21 protein-coding genes, 2 rRNA genes and 1 pseudogene are annotated in these 19,923 nt (G+C 32.3%); 12 read left to right on the top strand and 12 right to left on the bottom strand.

What is annotated here, in order from left to right:
- The first annotated feature begins 201 nt into the window (after positions 1–201).
- Complete coding sequence (mobA, locus tag A9G13_RS08275) at positions 202–786, top strand: molybdenum cofactor guanylyltransferase MobA (RefSeq protein WP_065557153.1); 585 nt, start codon at positions 202–204, stop codon at positions 784–786.
- A gap of 515 nt (positions 787–1,301) precedes the next feature.
- Here mobA and A9G13_RS08265 read toward each other — a convergent pair.
- Positions 1,302–2,204, bottom strand: a complete 903-nt coding sequence (locus A9G13_RS08265; protein ID WP_442902805.1) for a threonine aldolase family protein — start codon at positions 2,202–2,204, stop codon at positions 1,302–1,304.
- A 234-nt stretch (positions 2,205–2,438) separates the two neighbouring features.
- Here A9G13_RS08265 and mobB point away from each other — a divergent pair, with 234 nt between their 5' ends.
- The 10 genes from mobB (at position 2,439) to A9G13_RS08215 (ending at position 10,909) form a co-directional block, all read left to right on the top strand.
- Positions 2,439–2,930 (top strand): molybdopterin-guanine dinucleotide biosynthesis protein B, encoded by a 492-nt coding sequence (gene mobB / locus A9G13_RS08260; RefSeq protein WP_065557151.1) that lies wholly within the window; start codon positions 2,439–2,441, stop codon positions 2,928–2,930.
- Positions 2,931–2,974: 44 nt separating this feature from the next.
- On the top strand, positions 2,975–3,673 hold the full coding sequence (gene mtgA, locus A9G13_RS08255) for a monofunctional biosynthetic peptidoglycan transglycosylase (protein WP_065557150.1): 699 nt from the start codon (positions 2,975–2,977) through the stop codon (positions 3,671–3,673).
- A 426-nt stretch (positions 3,674–4,099) separates the two neighbouring features.
- Positions 4,100–5,353: a 3-oxo-tetronate kinase gene (gene otnK / locus A9G13_RS08250; RefSeq protein ID WP_065557149.1), complete on the top strand. Its 1,254-nt coding sequence runs from the start codon at positions 4,100–4,102 to the stop codon at positions 5,351–5,353.
- Entirely contained in the window at positions 5,353–5,988 is a 636-nt protein-coding gene (gene otnC, locus A9G13_RS08245) for a 3-oxo-tetronate 4-phosphate decarboxylase (RefSeq protein WP_442902804.1), read from the top strand. Before otnK ends, otnC begins: the two co-directional genes overlap by 1 nt.
- A 26-nt stretch (positions 5,989–6,014) precedes the next feature.
- Positions 6,015–6,788, top strand: coding sequence for a DeoR/GlpR family DNA-binding transcription regulator (locus A9G13_RS08240; protein ID WP_065557148.1), 774 nt, complete (start codon positions 6,015–6,017; stop codon positions 6,786–6,788).
- A gap of 8 nt (positions 6,789–6,796) precedes the next feature.
- A complete protein-coding gene (locus A9G13_RS08235; protein ID WP_065557147.1) occupies positions 6,797–7,594 on the top strand; it encodes a hydroxypyruvate isomerase family protein in 798 nt (265 codons plus the stop codon).
- A gap of 56 nt (positions 7,595–7,650) precedes the next feature.
- Positions 7,651–8,448: a 3-keto-5-aminohexanoate cleavage protein gene (locus tag A9G13_RS08230; RefSeq protein WP_065557146.1), complete on the top strand. Its 798-nt coding sequence runs from the start codon at positions 7,651–7,653 to the stop codon at positions 8,446–8,448.
- Positions 8,449–8,472: 24 nt separating this feature from the next.
- Positions 8,473–9,804: a bile acid:sodium symporter family protein gene (locus A9G13_RS08225; protein WP_065557145.1), complete on the top strand. Its 1,332-nt coding sequence runs from the start codon at positions 8,473–8,475 to the stop codon at positions 9,802–9,804.
- Between the two features lie 18 nt (positions 9,805–9,822).
- Positions 9,823–10,248, top strand: a complete 426-nt coding sequence (locus tag A9G13_RS08220; protein ID WP_065557383.1) for a GlcG/HbpS family heme-binding protein — start codon at positions 9,823–9,825, stop codon at positions 10,246–10,248.
- A 4-nt stretch (positions 10,249–10,252) separates the two neighbouring features.
- Positions 10,253–10,909 carry an aspartate/glutamate racemase family protein gene (locus A9G13_RS08215; RefSeq protein WP_065557144.1) on the top strand — a complete coding sequence of 219 codons (657 nt, stop codon included), beginning with the start codon at positions 10,253–10,255 and terminating at the stop codon, positions 10,907–10,909.
- A gap of 160 nt (positions 10,910–11,069) precedes the next feature.
- Here A9G13_RS08215 and cobB read toward each other — a convergent pair whose 3' ends face one another.
- Complete coding sequence (gene cobB, locus A9G13_RS08210) at positions 11,070–11,762, bottom strand: Sir2 family NAD+-dependent deacetylase (protein WP_065557143.1); 693 nt, start codon at positions 11,760–11,762, stop codon at positions 11,070–11,072.
- Between the two features lie 109 nt (positions 11,763–11,871).
- Positions 11,872–12,687: a hypothetical protein gene (locus A9G13_RS08205; protein ID WP_065557142.1), complete on the bottom strand. Its 816-nt coding sequence runs from the start codon at positions 12,685–12,687 to the stop codon at positions 11,872–11,874.
- A 315-nt stretch (positions 12,688–13,002) separates the two neighbouring features.
- Between A9G13_RS08205 and A9G13_RS08200 the strand changes: the two genes are divergently transcribed.
- Complete coding sequence (locus A9G13_RS08200) at positions 13,003–13,695, top strand: aspartate/glutamate racemase family protein (RefSeq protein WP_065557141.1); 693 nt, start codon at positions 13,003–13,005, stop codon at positions 13,693–13,695.
- Between the two features lie 3 nt (positions 13,696–13,698).
- On the opposite strand, the gene A9G13_RS08195 is transcribed toward A9G13_RS08200, so the two are convergent.
- The 9 genes and pseudogenes from A9G13_RS08195 to A9G13_RS08155 form a co-directional block, all read right to left on the bottom strand.
- Positions 13,699–13,914: a helix-turn-helix domain-containing protein gene (locus tag A9G13_RS08195; protein ID WP_065557140.1), complete on the bottom strand. Its 216-nt coding sequence runs from the start codon at positions 13,912–13,914 to the stop codon at positions 13,699–13,701.
- Between the two features lie 27 nt (positions 13,915–13,941).
- Complete coding sequence (locus tag A9G13_RS08190) at positions 13,942–14,511, bottom strand: DUF2975 domain-containing protein (protein WP_065557139.1); 570 nt, start codon at positions 14,509–14,511, stop codon at positions 13,942–13,944.
- A gap of 212 nt (positions 14,512–14,723) precedes the next feature.
- Positions 14,724–15,572: an RNA polymerase sigma factor RpoH gene (rpoH, locus tag A9G13_RS08185; RefSeq protein ID WP_065557382.1), complete on the bottom strand. Its 849-nt coding sequence runs from the start codon at positions 15,570–15,572 to the stop codon at positions 14,724–14,726.
- 204 nt (positions 15,573–15,776) lie between these two features.
- Positions 15,777–16,736, bottom strand: coding sequence for a permease-like cell division protein FtsX (gene ftsX, locus A9G13_RS08180; protein WP_065557138.1), 960 nt, complete (start codon positions 16,734–16,736; stop codon positions 15,777–15,779).
- A gap of 5 nt (positions 16,737–16,741) precedes the next feature.
- A complete protein-coding gene (gene ftsE, locus A9G13_RS08175; protein ID WP_065557137.1) occupies positions 16,742–17,395 on the bottom strand; it encodes a cell division ATP-binding protein FtsE in 654 nt (217 codons plus the stop codon).
- 9 nt (positions 17,396–17,404) lie between these two features.
- Positions 17,405–18,328: pseudogene (gene ftsY, locus A9G13_RS08170) on the bottom strand (signal recognition particle-docking protein FtsY); the annotation flags it as partial.
- A gap of 119 nt (positions 18,329–18,447) precedes the next feature.
- Positions 18,448–19,005, bottom strand: coding sequence for a pseudouridine synthase (locus A9G13_RS08165; RefSeq protein ID WP_065557136.1), 558 nt, complete (start codon positions 19,003–19,005; stop codon positions 18,448–18,450).
- An 80-nt stretch (positions 19,006–19,085) separates the two neighbouring features.
- Positions 19,086–19,201 (bottom strand): 5S ribosomal RNA (gene rrf, locus A9G13_RS08160).
- Between the two features lie 122 nt (positions 19,202–19,323).
- Positions 19,324–19,923: ribosomal RNA gene (locus A9G13_RS08155) — 23S ribosomal RNA — on the bottom strand; the annotation flags it as partial.

Genomic DNA, 19,923 nt, shown 5'->3' with positions numbered 1-19,923 from the left:
TACTTTTGAAAAAGATAGATATCGTTAATGGCTAACTTTTTCAAAAAATCTAGATCACTATAGAAATAGTTTATTAAACATACAGGATTCACAATCTTATAACTATAAAAATACTATTTATAATCGATCCTGCAACTTTAACTAACTATTATATATAGTAATGTTATTTTGTTTTTTCGCAATGTTAAAGAGAAATAATTTATGGAAAAACTATCAATTACAGCAATAGTTTTAGCAGGAGGGCAAAGCTCACGGATGCATGGTAATGATAAAGGATTATTATTATTAAAAGGTAAACCTCTTTTCCAACACGTTATAGATCGCATTCACAATCAAGTCGATTCCGTTATGATCAACTGTAATCGTCATCTTGAACAATATCAAACAACAGGTTATCCAGTATTTACCGATGCTATTAAAGGATATTTAGGGCCTCTTGCCGGTATTTATAGTGGATTATTACAAAGTAAAACTTACTGGAATTTATTTGTAAGTTGTGACACACCCTTTTTACCTAACGATTTAGTTAGTCGTTTAGCTAAAAATATAACAAATAATCAGGCTATGTATCCTATTGACGGTACCTACACTCACCCTACCATTCTCCTAACTAATAAGACAATCATGCCACAATTAAAAATATATTTAGAGCAAGGTGATCGAAAGCTAATGTTATTTTTACAACAAATTAATGCAATTGCGGTTGATTTTAGTGATGAGTCATCTTGTTTTATCAATATTAATACACCAGATACACTTAATAGAGCCAATCAAGAGAAATCTTAACAGAAAATATAGTTATTGAATGTAAATCCATATATTTAATGACAAATAAAATTGCTGTAATGATAAAAAAAGGTAAGTAAAATAACAAAGTAATAAATACTGCATTTTCTAAAGTAATTTTATACATATATTGAAAAATTAAACAGCTCAACAAATATATCCAAAACACTTTTAGCATAATTATAAAAACTGATATAGGAATTAGACCGAATAAATTATCGGAATAAAATGCAACAAAATCGAAAGAAGAGGGCATATTTTGGTAGAAATAGACAGGCATGATCGCCAAAGCAACTATAAGTATTAACATAACTATAGATTTACTTAGGTAAGAAGTAGCACCTACCCATTGAATTAGCTTATTAATCCATAATATGAGTAACACAAAAATTATAAAACAAACTAAAATAACCAATGAATTCATTTTATTTTGTACTCGTGTTTCATATTAATATTTATTAAAGATTATTAATAAGTACTGTTATATCAATTAAAAGCCGTATAATAACAACATATTAAATATTAATATTTTTTTCAAAAAATTTAGCTAATGTTTGAATTTCATCTTCTTTTGTTGCCCAAGAAGTACAAAACCGTAAACATGTATATCCTTCTTCTGTTTTCCCAATATTATCAACAATATAATGACTTAGAATTTTTTTTGCTAGTTTATTGGGGAAATTAACAAAAAGCTGATTGCTTTGTGGTTTGAAAGCAAATGTTAATCCAGCATTTGCAAAAATAGCTTTCAGTTTATCGGCCATATTATTACTATGACGACCTAATTCTAGATAGAGATTATTTTGCATTAATGCATTCATTTGTACAGCAACTATCCAGCTTTTAGCCAATATGGCACCTTTTTGTTTCATACTAAAACGAAAATCTTTACTAATAGTGATATTATTAAAAACAACGACCTCACCTATAAAAGATCCTACTTTAGTTCCTCCGATGTAAAAAACATCAGTATATTTTGCTAAATCTGGGAAGGTTATATCGTTATCTATTGCAGCTAAAGCCATAGCTAAACGTGCACCATCTAAATAAAGATATAAATGTTTTTGTTGACAAAATGGATATATTTTTCGAATTTCTTGTTTAGTATAGATTGTGCCAAGTTCGGTAGTATTCGAAATATAAACTAATTTTGGTTGTACCATATGTTCATCACAATGAAAAATTAACTTTTCTTCGATTAATTCTGGAGTTAATTTGCCATTTTCTGTTTTTACAGTTAGTACCTTATGCCCAGTAGCTTCAATTGCGCCTGTTTCATGAACATTTACATGACCACTATCTGCAGCAATAACCGCTTGGTAAGGTTTTAAAATATGTGAAATTACCGTCAGATTAGTAATAGTACCACCTGACATAAAATGAATATCTGCTGTTGGTGACTGTAATTGCTCTCTTATAGTTTCCTTCGCCTTAGTACAATACCCATCTAAACCATAACCTTTTATTTTTTGATTTTTTGATTTGTTGTATTAGTAATAGCTTTAAGTAATTCAGGATGAATAGTTTCATTATAATCGTTAGTAAAATCGTGCATGTTAATACCTTTATCTCTTATACTGATGGATATTATAATATAATTAATTATTAGATAATGAGTAACTTCTTTTGGTCGCTTGATAGCGTAATAAATCATGAAAAATAAAATTCTGGCTATTTGTGGATATAGCAATAGTGGTAAGACTACATTACTCAAAAAAATTATCACGCATCTAAGTAAACAAGGCTTCAAAGTAGCTATCTTAAAACATGCACATCATGATATGGATATAGATCTTCCTGGTAAAGATAGTTACGAGTTACGTAAAGCGGGAGCTTCACAAACAATTATTGCTTGTGATAATCGTTATGCAATGGTTTGCGAAACCCCAAATCAAACAGCTGATTTAAAGACATTAATTAATAAATTTACTGATGTTGACCTGATTTTGGTTGAAGGATTTAAAGATGAACCGTTACCTAAAATTATTTGCCATCGAAATACCTTGCAAAAATCTCTTTTTATTGATGAATTTACTATTGCAATAGCAAGTGATGAATTGTTAGATCTTTCAATACCGCAATTTAATATCAATCAACCTTTGCCAATAATAGAGTTTATAAAAAACTATTTATATCAAGCATAATTTATCGTATCTTAATCACCTACTTTTTCATTTACTTAACTAATATGAACCCAATACCAAAAAAGACGCTAAATATAGCTTTAAAAATAATAATTGGTCTTATGCTATTGTCAATTTTATCAATTCTTATAATGCGTTGGGTTAATCCCTTTGGTTCAATGCTAATGTTAGAAAGAAAAATTGTTAACTGGAACATAACTCAACAACAAATATGGAAGGATTGGGATGAGATATCAGACAATATAAAAATAGCAGTTATGGCCTCTGAAGATCAAAACTTCCCGAAACATTGGGGGTTTGACTTTAATGCTATAAGTAAAGCTTTAAAATATAATCAAAATAATAAAAAAACCCGTGGTGCAAGTACTATCACACAACAGGTAGCTAAAAATATTTTTTTATGGCCTTCTCGTAGCTGGGTTCGCAAAGGAATTGAAGCGTGGTTTACTATTTGGATCGAGTTTATTTGGTCAAAACAACGCATACTTGAAATCTACTTAAACTATGCTGAATGGGGAGAAGGTATTTTTGGTATTGAGGCGGCTTCGCGTTATTATTTCCATACCAGTGCCAAAAATCTAACCTTAAATCAAGCCTGCTTATTAGCCGCTATTTTGCCTAATCCGCGTAATTTAAGTCCGAGTCAACCCAATAAATATACACTCAATAAAGCTAGCTGGATACAAGGCCAAATTATAAACCTGAATAAAACTATTTATTTAAAAAAACTTAATACCAATTAAATAATAATTATAGTTAAAAAATTTATCATTTTATATATATTTTGATTTTATATCTTTAGTCTCTATTATTTCCATTGAAGTAGCATAAATGGAATCAATATCTCATAAGCGGTTTGTGGTCATCAAAAATTATAAACCCTTTATTGAAATACCTATGTTGCGTCGATCACACTACTTACTCTTTTTTATTAACTAAATAGCGCTATTAAAGTATAAAAAAATACAAACATTCACGTTAAATAATCCTAAATAGTATTATGTTAAAAAATGTTACACTTTTATGTGACGGCTTTTTATTATCTAATTATAATAAAATCAATCTATTATTCTTTTTTATTGAAATAATAAATTGTGATAATTATCACATGAATGTGAAAATATTTTACCTACCATATCTTATCCATTTTAAAAATAAGAGAATTAATCATGATATACGGTGTTATTGCAGATGATTTTACTGGCGCTTCAGATATTGCCAGTTTTATGGTTAAAGGTGGCTTTAATGTTATCCAAACTATCGGAATTCCTGATAAAAATGATCTCTTATTAGATGATGTTGATGTCATTGTTGTTGCTTTAAAAACTCGCTCAATTGCAAGTAAAGAAGCAATAAAAAAATCCATTGCAGCATGTGATTGGTTGATCAATATTGCCCATGCAAAACAGATTTACTTTAAGTATTGTTCAACATTTGATTCAACACCTAAAGGTAATATTGGTCAAGTTAGTGAAGCTTTAATGGATAAACTAAAAACAAATTATATTATTCATTGTCCAGCTTTACCTGATAACGGTAGGACCGTTGTTCATGGTCATTTATTTGTTAATGGTCAGTTATTAAATCATAGCGGAATGGAAAATCACCCGATTAATCCCATGCATAGCGCAGATATTGCTGAGCTTTTAGCGCCACAAATAACAGGTGTTATAAAGCGACTGGAATTACCGATTATAGAGAAAGACGAAATAACTATTCGTAGAGTGATCGCATCATTAAAACAGGTTGAAAAAACACATATTATTTGTGATTCATTAACTAACCATCATTTGGCTAATTTAGCTAAAGCGATATTTGATATACCTCTTATTGCTGGCGGTTCAGGACTTGGAGAGTCACTAGCTAAACTTTATCAATTAAGTAATCCAAAAGCATTAAAATTTTTGTTACCAAAGCAACAAAAAAAAGTAGTGCTGTCGGGAAGTTGTTCATTTATGACCAATAAGCAGGTCGATTTTTATAAAAAAATAGCGGCTCATTATGAACTGGACATTACAAAATGCCTTAAATTAGAAAAGAATTATATTAAAGAGATTGTTGATTGGGTTGTCGATCATCAAAACGATAAATATGCGCCAATGGTTTATGCAACTCAACCAGTAAATGCACTTAATAAAATTAAGCAACGATATGGTAATAAAGCAAGTATTGCCATTGAAAAAAACTTTGCACTTATTACTAAATTATTAGTCAAAAAAGGGATTAATACATTTATTGTTGCTGGTGGTGAAACATCAGGCACGGTGGTAAGTGAACTCAATGCAAAACAGTTACAGGTTGGTCATGAAATTGTTAGTGGTGTACCTTGGCTTAAAGATTTAAAAACAGGTTATTGTTTAGCATTAAAGTCCGGTAATTTTGGCCAGGAAAATTTTTTTAAAATAGCACAAGGATCATTATGATGAAAATGAGTCAAGAAGAGCAACTGGCAAGAGATGGATTAGTCAAATTAGCTAAATCCCTTTTTGATAGAGGTTATACACATGGTAGTTCAGGCAATATGAGCGTTATGCTTTCAGATAATACGATTATAGCCACACCAACTAACTCTTGTTTTGGTGATCTTGATGTGAATACGTTAAGTAAAATTGATGTATATGGAAACCATTTAAGTGGTGATAAACCTACTAAAGAAGTGCCTATGCATTTAGCATTTTATACAACAAATGCTCACTATCGAGCTGTTGTACATCTTCACTCAACCTATTTAACAGCGTTATCTTGTTTAAAAGATGTGAATAAAGGTAATTGTTTGCCAGGTGTTTCGCCTTATTTTTTTATGAAAGTCGGCAAATTGCCATTATTGCCTTATTTTAAGCCCGGATCGCAAGAAATAGCCAATACTATTTTACAATATGCTAAAACAAATAGTGCAATTTTGCTAGCTAATCATGGACCAGTTATTGCTGGTAAAACTTTAAAAGAGGCTGTTTATAATATTGAGGAGTTAGAAAATACCGCTAAGCTATATTTTTTACTCAAACCTTATAAATATAACGAACTTTCACAAGCTGAAATTAACCAGCTAATTACCTAATAATGAATATTTGTGGGGTATAAATAATGACATCAGAGCAACGAAGAGATTTTATTTATAACTATCTTCATCAACATAATGAAGTATCTTTTAAAAAGTTGTCTTCATTACTTAATACTTCCCATATGACAATAAGACGTGATAGTAAAATTCTTGAAGAAGAAGGTAAAGTAACGCCTATTTTTGGAGGTATAAAGTTAAATAATATTTTAAAACTTGAACTCTCCTATCGGGAAAAAGCAGAATTAAACACAGATATTAAAAGAAAATTGGGAATTTGTTGTTCTTCATTAATAGAATCAGGTCAAACGATTTATCTTGATGCTGGAACAACATTATTTAATGTGGCAAAGCAGATAGCAAAAAGTCCTTATTTAAATTTAACTGTTATTACCAATGATTTCACTATATGTAACTATTTAATTGATATGCCACATATTACGCTATATCACACAGGAGGATTGGTTAATTCTAGAAATTATTCTTGTATGGGAAACAGTGCAGCAAATTTTTTTAATTTAATCAATATTGATATTGCATTTTTAAGCAGTAGCTCTTGGGATTTAAAACGCGGGATGTCGACACCTGATGAAGGTAAATCGAGTGTAAAAAAGGCTGTTATTAAAGCCTCGAGACGCAAGGTTCTTGTTTCTGATAGTAGTAAGTTTGGTAAATATGGCTTGTTTCATATTTGTGATTTAAACCAATTAACCGATATTGTTACTGATAATCAATTGCTTAAAGATGATCAGCAAAAGATTATTGAACAAAGTATTGCGCTTCATTTAATTAAGGACTGAAAATAAAAATGTTAAATACTTATTGTCATAATCACCTTAAATTTGCGGCTAATTTGGACTGTCTATTTACTGAATTTACTTTTTTAGATCGTTTTAAACAAGCTAAATTAGCTGGGTTTAATGGAGTTGAGTGCTTAAGACCCTATAATGAAGAGGTCAAATTAATAAAACAAGCATTAATTGATAACCAATTACAGATGATTTTAATTAATGCTCCCTCCGGTAATGAAAATGAACGAGGTACAGCTTCTTTAATTAATCGCGATACTGATTTTAAAGCCAGTATTAAACTGGCACAGCTATATGCTAGCACGTTATCATGTTCCAAAATACATGTTCTTTCCGGCAATCGAGATAGTAATGTGCCTTTTGAAGATCAGTATCAACAGTTAATTAAAAATATGCGTTTTGCTGCTGATTATTTTAAAACTTATAACATTACGTTATTAATTGAACCACTTAATCCCTTTGATATGCCTAGCTATTTAATTAATAATTTGGAAATGGCCGACAAAGTGATCACTGATATTAATCGCTGTAACGTGGCGTTACAGTTTGATATGTTTCATTGCCAACGAATGCAAGGCAATATTTTATATTACTTTGAAAAATATCAATCAATTATTTCCCATATTCAGATTGCCTCATCACCCTATCGTAACGAACCTGATCGAGGTGAGATTAACTATGCTTGGTTATTTTCTCAAATCGAAAAAATGAATTATTGCCAATGGATTGGCTGTGAATACCAACCCGAAAATACGACTTTAGCGGGCTTAGGTTGGTTCGTTGAAAGAAAAAAATAATATCACTCCCTCTTTACTTTAACTATTTAATTTTTAAGCCTTTTAAGGAGAATAAAATGGATAATATTATTATCTCGGTTGCCCCTGTGTCTGCGGCATCCACCAATGTAAAACCAAATCAGATTGCACAAGATGTTCTGGATTGTGTTGAATACGGTGCATCTATTGTTCATTTGCATGTCCGTGACCAACAAGGTCGACTAACACAAGATGTGACAGATTTTGAAGCAACGATAGCACCTATTATGAAAAATAGCCGTTTAATTATTCAAGCGTCAACAGGTGGTGTATCTAATTTGTCCATTAAACAACGTTGTGCCCCTTTATATTGCAAAGGGGTTGAAATGGCATCATTAAATGTTGGTTCAGTCAATTTAGGTGATGCCGTTTATTTAAATCCAATGAAAGATGTTGAGTATTGTTCCAATGAAATTGTCAAACAAGGCATTATTCCTGAATTTGAAGTCTTTGAATTAGGTATGGTTAACAATATAGCTTTACTGAGTCAAACAATCAAATTTTCTTCACCACTCTTATATAACATAGTGTTAGGTCATAGAGGTTCAACTCCAGCAACCATTGATGCACTTATTGCTATGCGCCAATATCTACCAAAAGATGCATTATGGGGGATTACGCATTTTGGTCGTCGCGACTTTGGTTTAATTGCTGCAGCAGTTGGAATGGGGGCTGTTGAGGTTAGAATTGGATTTGAAGATAGTTACTATATTGATAGACAGCAAACCGTTACTCACAACCATTTATTGGTTAAAAAGTTAGCTCAATTAATTAACAGTATGGACAAAAAAGTGGCCACACCAGATGAAGCAAGAAGGCTACTCAATATTAAATGATAGATTGTAACCGAGGAATAGATTATGTCTCAAAGTAATCAGTTGAATAAATACTGTTTAATTTTTTCTCTTATAAGTCTAATTATTGCGGCTATTGCCTTAGTAATAGGATATGAAAAAATTTGGCAGCCATTTTTAGTACTTTTTAGTGTCTGTTTGGCAATTGGTATTGGTTATTGGCCGACTTTAAAAAGTTATCAATTTACGGTATGGATCATTGCCGGTTTTATTGCTGCAATGGTTTATGCATCCGATTTAATTATTTGGGGAGGTTTTAATATTACTAATAAATGGATAGTACTATTTATTGTACAGGCGGTTATGTTTAGTATGGGGACAGAAATTACCATAAAAGATTTTGCTGATGTTATAAAAATGCCTTGGGGGGTTTTTGTTGGTACGTTTTGTCATTTTCTTATTATGCCACTTTTAGGATTCACTTTAACCAAACTTTTTGATTTTCCACCAGAAATTGCAGTCGGTATTATTTTAATTGGTTCATGTTCCAGTGGTTTATCATCAACGGTCATGTGCTATATCGCTAAAGCGAATTTGGCACTTGCAGTTTCTATTGCTGCTGTTTCAACCTTAGCTGCAACTATTATGACACCTTTATGGGTAAGTATTCTTGGCGGTTCATTAATTAATGTTAAGTTTACCTCAATGATGATGGATGTTATCAAAATTGTACTTATTCCAATTGGTGCAGCTATGTTATGTGATTATTTAAAATCTTATGCAACTGAACAAGCGAAAAAAATATTACGTATATTAGCTATTATTTGTTCCTTATGGTTGCTTTATATGTGTTTTGGTGGTTGGAATAGTCTATTTGCGCCAATGAGCGAAAATAGCCAACTTTTGGGTAATGTATTTAACTTTATTACTGGTGCTATTGTGTGGAGTATTATATTTGATTTGCTGACGACTAAATTTGGAAAAATTTATAAAATTATGCCTAAAATATCGATGTTTGGTATTATCTTTTTTACTACAACGGCTGCGGCAGCAGGTCGTGATAATCTTATGCAAGTCGGTGGATTACTCTGTTTAGCTATGTTATTGCACAATTTGGGTGGGTTTTCGATTGGTTATGTTATGAGTCGCTTTGTTTTTAGATTAGATACTGAGTCTTCAAGAACTGTTGCGTTTGAAGTGGGTCTGCAAAATGGTGGAATGGCATCTGGTCTTGCTGCCGCTATGGGTAAACTGGCAACAGTGGGGTTAGCTTCAGCAATTATGACACCAATTGGCAATGTAACCGGTTCTTTATTAGCTAATTACTGGCGTAGTAAACCAATAAAACCAGTGAATAAACAATCTAAAATCGCCAATACTGAATCTGTTAAAAATTAATAGTAGGAGAAAATGATTATGACTGAAAAATTATCAACTGAAATTGTTAATGGTGCAATTGAATATGCATTAACGGTCACTAAAATACATTATGATAATAAACCGATGAGTATTGCTATTTGTGACGCTCAGGGTTTTTTGCTGGCTTTCATACGTAAAGAACATGTTAAATTGTTAACGATCGAATTAACGCAACACAAAGCATATACCAGTGCTAGAATGGGTTGTACCACACGTGACTTTTTACATCGCTTACAAAAAGAGAATCTCGAAATTAATTTTTTTGCTGATAAAAAATTTACCGCATTACCTGGTGGAATTCCTCTGATTAATAAACATAATCAATGTATTGGAGCCGTTGCTGTGGGAGGGATCTCATCAGAAGGTGATCATCAAGTAGCTGAAATGGTCGCTACTCATATTTTAAACAGTATAAAGGAGTAACGAAATGAAAAAAATAGCTTTATTTCATACTAGTGCAGCGACATTAGACACGATGACTAAATTAACTACGCAGATTATACCTGATGTTAAAGTAATGCATATTGTTGAAGATTCAATGATTAAAGACGTGATGGCAAATAATGGAGTAACGCCTTCCATTAATGCTCGAATTGCATCTTATATTAAAGCGGCAGAGATTGCTAAGTGTGATATGTTTATGACAGCTTGTTCATCCATTGGCGGGGTTGTTGAACAATGTCAATTTATGACTAGCATGCCATTAACTAGAATTGATACGGCAATGATAGAACAAGCAATAAAAATTAGTGGCAAAATTTCTGTATTAGCAACAGTTGAAACAACGCTTAGACCGACACTTGAGTATGTTCATCGAATGGCAAATATACATGATCAATCTCCTGAGATTGAATCGTTATTAATGGCTGAAGCCTTTGTTGCTCTTTTAGATGGTGACAGTGATAAGCATGATGAAATTGTTAAACAAGGATTATTAAAAGCTTTAAAAGAGAGTGATGTTGTCATATTGGCTCAAGCCTCTATGGCAAGGGTTTTAAATACGCTTGATGAAAAACCGACAATTCCGGTGTTAACATCCCCGGAAAGTGGCATAAAATGGTTAAAGGAAAAGCTATTAGTTTAAATATTGTCCTACTCCTTGTACCTAGTAAAATAGAAAAGGCCAAGGAGTATATTTACAACCTTTATGATTCCTAGTATAACTAAAGCACAGTGCGTAAAACCACCTTATTGTAAAAGAGTTTTAGGATAAAATTTAGAGAAATCTCTTTTTATTGATAATGTTATTTTTCACTTACTAATTGTTTGAAAAATTTCGGAACTATTTGACTTGCAGGACCATATATTTTGGTATGAAATGAATTTTCACCTAAGCTAGGTTCTAAATTAAGCTCCACAGTTTTAGCTCCAGATTGATTAGCTATTTGTACAAATCCTGCTGCTGGATAGACATTTCCGGAGGTTCCTATTGAAATAAAATAGTCTGCGTGTAAAAGTGCATCATAAATTTCATCCATTTGTAATGGAATTTCTCCAAACCAAACAATATGCGGCCGAATTAATTTATTTTGGTTATAATCTATATCATTATACCAATCGATAACTTGTCCAGTTTGTTCATTACGAACCTTAAGTAATTCACCATGCATGTGAATAATATTCTTAGATCCTGCTTTTTCATGCAAGTTATCCACATTCTGTGTTACAATCAATACGTTATCAGAGCCTAATTTTCGTTCTAACTCTGCTAATGCATAATGAGCAGCATTAGGACGAACATTAGAATCTTGCAATTTATTACGCAACATATTGTAGAATCTATGTACAGCAATAGGATCTCTTTTATAGCCTTCATAAGTTGCGACATCATCCACATTGTGCCCTTCCCATAGTCCATTTTGGGCGCGGAATGTTGACAACCCAGATTCTGCAGAAATACCGGCACCTGTTAAAATTACAATTTTAGGTATTGTCATAATTAATACCGCCTTACTTACATAGTTAGATAATAAAATTGGTACTCAAAAATTTTACACCTTTTTTTAAAACAGTAACAAATTGATACGGTTAAATGATAAAAATATATTACTGACTATATTCAGTCACAAACATTTGTAAAGCAGGTTTATTTAATTTCTGATATTTACTGTATGCACTAGCCACTTTCAACCGAATACTAGATTTTGATTCACCTTGCAACCAACTATCAATCATGGCATAAATACTATAAGCTTCGGGTGCCATACGGTGAGTAGTCAAAATTAAAGGCGTAATACCTAAGTGAGATAATGCCGGAGAAAAATATTGCTGACTTTTGCAGGCAAAAACTGCTACAAAGCGAGATTTTTGTTTCTCTTGTTGCTGTTTTGATAATGTTTGCCAACGCCAACTATCAGGTAAATATTTTTTCCATGACCATTCCATTAATGAGTCGTGTCCAATATAAATAACCAGATCAGCTTTTCCGCCAGCATTTATTTGTTTTCCTTCAAGTGTAAATGATTGTTGTTTTTTCCCTGCAGAATAATCCAAAAAATCATCTACTGTATCATCAATATATTTTCCATCGTATGCTTGTGCAACTATATATACATCTTGGTGTTGGTGTTTATATATGATTTCTTCTAATATTTTATCGTTATCTGATTTATTGATCTGAACGATCTGCCACTCTTTTTGCTTAGCCAAATAAGTTTTAAAACCATAAGCTGCCCCCCAGTAAAGATTACTTTTAGGATCTTGCCCATTACCAATTAATTTTGGAACAGGGGCGATGGCTTGATATTTATTGTCACATAAGGCAACAATCACATGAATTACTTTGGTTTCAGCGAAACATGAAAAAGAAAATAATAATAAAATAATTGGTATAAAAAATAGATAATTACTAGTTTTATTCATCGCTAATTTATTCTTCCTCGATATGATATTTCACAATCACACATTCCTTTGTTTTTATAAATCAAATCTTATCTTGCAAAAAAAGTACCTATCTAGCCATATTTAAGTCGTTATAAACTTACCCTTAAATTTATAAGATTCAAAGTAAAAACGATTTTAAAACTTATAGATAATAACTTATAAAAAAATATTCATTTACTGTCAATATGTTATATTGTTGCAATTAACTAATTTTAGTTAAAATCTATTATCAATAAAAATGTTTTATCATTGTACATATAAATTTTTAGAAACATGTTTTAAGGGAATAATTATATGAAAACAATCGGTTTGATTGGTGGTATGAGCTGGGAAAGTACCGTTACTTATTACCAAGTTATTAATCAAGTTATCGCTAAATCATTGGGTGGTTTGCATTCAGCAAAAAGTATTTTATATAGTGTCGATTTTCAAGAGATTGAAAGGTGCCAAGCTAATAACGAATGGGATAAGAGTGCATTAATTTTAATTGATGCAGCCAAAAGATTAGAGCTGGCAGGCGCTGATTTTATTGTAATTTGTACAAATACCATGCATAAAGTCGCAAATCAAATTCAAAACGCAATTACTATTCCAATTATTCATATTGCTGATGTCACTGCTAAACATCTACTCAATCAAAATATTAACTCTGTTGCTTTATTAGGCACTAAATATACTATGGAGCAAGACTTTTACAAAGCTAAACTAGTTGAGAAGGGACTTGACGTATTAATTCCTGAGGAACCAGATAGAAATGTAATTAATAACATCATTTATGATGAACTTTGTCGAGGCATAATTAAGCCAGAATCTAAACAAACCTACCTTACTATTATTGAGAAATTAGTTAAACAAGGTGCTGAAGGTGTTATTTTAGGTTGTACCGAAATCGGTTTATTAATCTCACAGCAAGACTGTGCAATTCCTTTTTTCGATACAGCTTTGCTACACGCACAAAAAGCGGCAATGTTATCTATAAGTAAATAAAAGTTATTGTTCTTGATTAGGAATATACTCTAATATATCCCCTGGCTGGCAATCTAAATATTCACAGATCGCCTCCAGTGTTGCCAGTCTAAATCCCTTTACTTTTCCTTGTTTAAGTAAGGATAAATTTTGTTCTGTAATACCAATAGCCAAAGCTAGATCTTTTGATTTAACTTTACGTTTAGCCAGCATCACATCTAAATTAATAATAATCGGCATGCTTGACTCCTTTTTTTAAATAAATTGTCAATTTTCTTCTGCAATCTGGCATGCTTTTTTCAAAATTTGACCAATAAGCATAATACTAATAGCGGGAAATAATGTCATGATATCTTCGCTAGTAAATGAAAAAGAAATATAACGTTCAGAAGGATCATTATTAAAAGTTAAAATCAAAGTTAATACTGGTTCAGATAAAATACCAAATATTGACCAAATAACTAACATTTTCCCAAAAGTATAACAATGGCTAGCTGATTTTTCTGAAAAATATTCTGATTGGCTGTAGTTTAAAAAAAGCAATCTAAGTTGATAAAAAGCATAACTTAAAATAAGTATTAATAAGGTATCTATCAATGTAGCCAACGTTGCTTGCCATAAGGATAAACTTTTAGGATCCACTTCACTGATTCCATTAGAAATAAAGAAAGAATATCCACCTGAATCCAAACCAATATTTGTAGTATCAAAAAAATAAAATAGTAAGGGTGATAGCGCTCCAATTAACGTACTTAAAATAGGAATAATTGTTAATAATGCCATAAATTTACAATATAGATTCAATCGAGAATATTTTTGGGTTAAATCTGTGTTCATGTTTATTTCTTCTCTTTTTATAAAAACTAAACACAGCTTATCATTGGAAAAAACAAAAACAATAATTATTTATTGTTTAACGATAATTAATTATCGTTTTTAAATAACTTAATTATATTGAATTAATGCGATATTACTCTACAACAAATAGTAATAAAAAAGCCCTACTTAATTTTAAGTAAGGCTTTATAATTCGATATAAATTAACTAAATTATGCTTCGATAGCAATTCTCAATTTTTTCATAGCATTTTTTTCTAGCTGACGGATTCGTTCTGCTGAAACACTATATTTATCAGCTAAAACCTGTAATGTTGATTTGCTATCATCAGAATCTAACCAACGTGCTTTAATAATATCCTGACTACGTTCATCTAATTGTGATAGTGCATCATGTAATTTATCTGTTGCATCTGTTTCCCAATTATCATTTTCAATTGATTTAGAAAAATCAGAATTACTATCTTCTAAATAAAGCGCAGGTGCAACAATGGCATTATCATCATCATCACTATCTATATCAAATGACATATCTTGTGCAGACATACGTGATTCCATTTCTAATACATCTTTACGACTAACACCTAATTCGTCAGCTACCATATCAACTTCATTGTTATTAAACCAACCTAAGCGCTGTTTATTTTTCCTTAGATTAAAAAATAACTTTCTTTGAGCTTTGGTTGTTGCGACTTTAACTATTCGCCAATTTTTTAATACATATTCATGAATTTCCGCTTTTATCCAATGTACGGCAAATGATACTAAGCGCACCCCCATTTCAGGATTAAAACGACGCACCGCTTTCATTAAACCAATATTACCTTCTTGGATTAAATCAGCTTGTGGCAAGCCATAACCAGAGTAACCACGGGCAATATGTGCCACAAATCGCAAATGAGATAATATTAATTGACGTGCCGCATCTACATCATCATTATGATAAAGTTTTTCCCCTAATGATTTTTCTTCTTCTGCTGTTAACATTGGGTAACTATTAATCATACGAAGATACGATTCAATATTTCCTTGTGGGATTAAAGCAACTGCTTGCATTTTCATTTCAGTACTCATTTAATTCCCCCTTTTAAATTAATTTTGTTGCATCTATTTATTGCAACAATTTACAAACTATCTTAAATGATCTTTCTGTTATATTAGACCTTTAAAATGTGATTTAGTTCACAAATTTTGTTTGTAATTCTTTATTATAGAACTATTTCGAAATAACGGTATTTTAATTATTTTAACTAATTAAGCAAATATTTAACCAGTTATATTTAAATATCGCTTAGTAGTAATTAAAGCTGAAAGCCAACCTATAATCATTGAAAATAGGATAATTAATATACACTCATCCCATACAAGCCCTTTAATGGTAAATATTGTTCCAAAAACATCTGAAACATTCAATATGATTGCATCTATTTGAAGAATAAATACTTCCGATAGAATCAATGCTAAAACGGAGCTAACCAATCCTATAAAAATACCATTATATAAAAACGGACGTAAAATAAATCCTTCCGTTGCTCCTATCAATTGCATAACTACAATAGTTTGCCTACGTGCAAAAATATTCAAACGGATACTATTACCAATAACCAGTGATACAGCAATTATCATAAATATTGAAATAATCCAAACTATTGATTTAACCATATCAGTTAGGGCGATTAAGCGAGTAAACCAACTATCATCTAATCGAACATCGTCCACACCATCAAGTTTAAGTAATTCAATTTGTAATTGATGTAATATAGTAGTTTGTTTGGCTTCATCTTTAGGAATAATAATTGCTACTGCAGGTAAAGGGTTATCATCCAATAAATCTAAAGCATTTCCAAACCCTGACCATGTTCTAAACTCTTCTTTAGTTTCATCTCGGGAAAGATAATTAACTTTATCAACTTCAGAATAAGTTTTAAATTTAGTAATGAGATCTGTGGTCTGTTCTGGTGTTAATGTTTTATTTATGTAAATGGTTAAATTAGGTGTTGGGTACCATTGCTGAGCAGCTTCATTAGCATTTTTCCATAGTAAATAACCTATAGTTGGCAAAGCAATTGAAATAGCAATAACAAAAATTGTTAATAATGAAGCTAAAATATGTTGGTAAAAGTTATTAAATACATTGTGCCAAGCATAACCTATCTGCCTTTTCCAAAGAGCAAAAAAGTTATTGTTTATTTTGGATTTAATTGGTTTGATAGTAGAGTTTCTCATTAATTTTACTCTTCTAAGCGTCCTTGATTTAAATGCAATATCCGATGATGTTTACGACGAATAAGGCCCATATTATGAGTCGCCATTAATACTGTTACCCCCGCTTGGTTAAATTCTTCGAATAACTTTAAAATATCTTTTGATAGCTTATCATCTAAATTACCTGTTGGTTCATCAGCAAGTAAGACACTAGGATGATTAACAATAGCACGAGCAATACCAACACGTTGTTGCTCACCACCTGATAGCTGTATAGGAAAAAATTTCATTTTATCAATCAATCCTACTTTATCGAGCGAAGCGGAAACCCTTCGCCGAATTTCTTCAGAAGATTTACCCAAAATTATTAATGGAATTGCTACATTATCATAGACAGTGTGATCCATCAGTAACTGATGATCTTGAAAAATCATACCAATTGTTCTACGTAAGAATGGCATTTCTTGCCGTTTAAGGTTCGAAACATTAATACCATTTAACAGGATTTTACCATCATTTGCCTTTTCTAAACCGCAAATTAATCGCATTAGAGTGCTCTTCCCTGCACCTGAGTGCCCGGTTAAAAATGCCATTTCTCCTGATAATAAAGTAAAACTTATATTTTGCAACGCAGGTTTACCACCAGAATAAACTTTACTTACTCGTTGAAATTGAATCATGCTTGTTCTCTATTCATCTGTTTCATCAAATAAAGCATCAATAAAATCACTTGCAACAAAAGGTCTTAAGTCTTCTATTTTTTCACCCACACCTATATAGCGAATAGGAATATGAAATTGATCAGCAATGCTAAAAATTATTCCACCTTTTGCAGTTCCATCTAATTTAGTTAATGCTAATCCTGTCACACCAACTGCTTCATCAAATAATTTAGTTTGGCTAATAGCATTTTGACCAGTACTGGCATCAATCGTTAACATAATTTCATGTGGAGCAGTTTCATCTTGTTTCTTAATTACTCGCACAATTTTTTTTAACTCATCCATTAAATGAGTTTTATTTTGTAAGCGACCGGCAGTATCAGCAATTAAAATATCAATTTTCTTAGCTTTAGCAGCTTGTATAGCATCAAATATGACAGACGCTGAATCAGCATTAGTATGTTGTGCTATTACAGGAATGTGATTACGTTCACCCCAAACTTGTAATTGCTCTACTGCAGCTGCACGGAAGGTATCCCCAGCAGCAAGCATTACTGATTTACCTTGTTGTTGAAATTGACGAGCTAATTTACCGATTGTAGTCGTTTTACCAACACCATTAACACCCACCATCAATATTACAAATGGTTGGTGAGTTGCTACATTAAGTGGTTTATCTACATCAGTTAAAATAGCATTCATTTCTTGTTTTAAAAGATCATGCAATGCATCTGCATCTTTTAATTCTTTTCTTGTCGCTTGTTGAGTCAACGTTTGGATAATTTTTTGGGTTGTATCAAATCCAACATCAGCAATTAGTAATTGTTCTTCAAGTTCTTCAAATAAGGCATCATCAATCTTTTTTCCTCTAAATAAGCTAATAAAACCAGATCCAATATTTTGCTTGGTTTTAAAAAGACCTTTTTTTAAACGAGTGAAGAATCCTTCTTTTTTTTGTTCAATCATAAATACCTTATCCGATGATCATATCTATTAATCATTTTATCTTATTTTAGTATAAAGCCCAACGCATTCAGTGAAACTGCTTAATATTATTTAAACAATATCAATTAAAGATCATTTATTGTGATTACTTTCCATTCACCTTGATGCAAATGATGATCAAATAAATTATATCTACCAATTTGGACTCTAATTAAACGCAAGCAAGGAAAACCAACAGTGGCACACATCCGTCTTACTTGACGATTTTTTCCTTCAGTTATTGTAAGGCTGATCCACGAAGTGGGAATAGTTTTACGTTCCCTAATTGGAGGGTTTCTTAACCACAAATTAAATGGTTCATCAAGTATTTTTACAAGTGCTGGAGCGGTATGAAATTCTTTTAGCTGAACACCTTGAGTCAATCTATCTAACGCCTGTTTATCGATTAAACCTTCTACTTGAGCCCAATAAGTTTTTGGTAATTTAAATTTTGGAGAACTAATTTTAGCCTGTAATTTACCGTCATTAGTTAATAATAATAGCCCTTCACTATCGGTATCCAATCTCCCAGCAGGATAAAATTTTGGTAGTTCAATAAAATCTTTTAATGTCTGATATTTTTCATGTCTAGAAAATTGGCTAATAACATTAAACGGTTTATTAAATGCAACTAATGAGTTCATTGATTATTTACATAATTTAAAATAAAAACCACACAAACAAAAAAGCCCAGCATTACTGCTGGGCTCTCTCTTATTTATTAGTCTGGCGGCACCCTACTCTCACATGGGTAATACCCACACTACCATCGGCACTACGGCGTTTCACTTCTGAGTTCGGCATGGGGTCAGGTGGGACCACCGCGCTATTACCGCCAGACATATCCTGTCTTCTCTCTATTCTTCATCAATGTGTTATTTAGCTGTTAACTACAACACACCAACTCAATCCGGAACAAACTGCTTTCTTCTTCTTAGCGCACCAAAACAACTCCGAGTTGTAAGGTTAAGACTCTCGGTTCATTAGTATCAGTTAGCTCAATGTATCACTACACTTACACACCTGACCTATCTACGTCTTAGTCTCAAACGGACCTTACAGATTCTCATCTGGGAAAACTCATCTCAAGGCTAGTTTCGTGCTTAGATGCTTTCAGCACTTATCTATCCCGCACGTAGCTACCGGGCAATGCAATTGGCATCACAACCCGTACACCAGCGGTGCGTTCACTTCGGTCCTCTCGTACTAGAAGCAAACCCTCTCAATTTTCCTACGCCCATGGCAGATAGGGACCGAACTGTCTCACGACGTTCTAAACCCAGCTCGCGTACCACTTTAAACGGCGAACAGCCGTACCCTTGGGACCTACTTCAGCCCCAGGATGTGATGAGCCGACATCGAGGTGCCAAACACCGCCGTCGATATGAACTCTTGGGCGGTATCAGCCTGTTATCCCCGGAGTACCTTTTATCCGTTGAGCGATGGCCCTTCCATTCAGAACCACCGGATCACTATGACCTACTTTCGTACCTGCTCGAGCCGTCACTCTCGCAGTCAAGCTAGCTTTTGCCATTGCACTAACCTCCTGATGTCCGACCAGG

The sequence above is a fragment of the Gilliamella sp. wkB178 genome, from assembly GCF_001690705.1.
Lineage (GTDB): Bacteria > Pseudomonadota > Gammaproteobacteria > Enterobacterales > Orbaceae > Gilliamella > Gilliamella apicola_K.
Note: the sequence above shows the minus strand (reverse complement) of the source record. Positions and strands in the feature narration are given on the sequence as shown.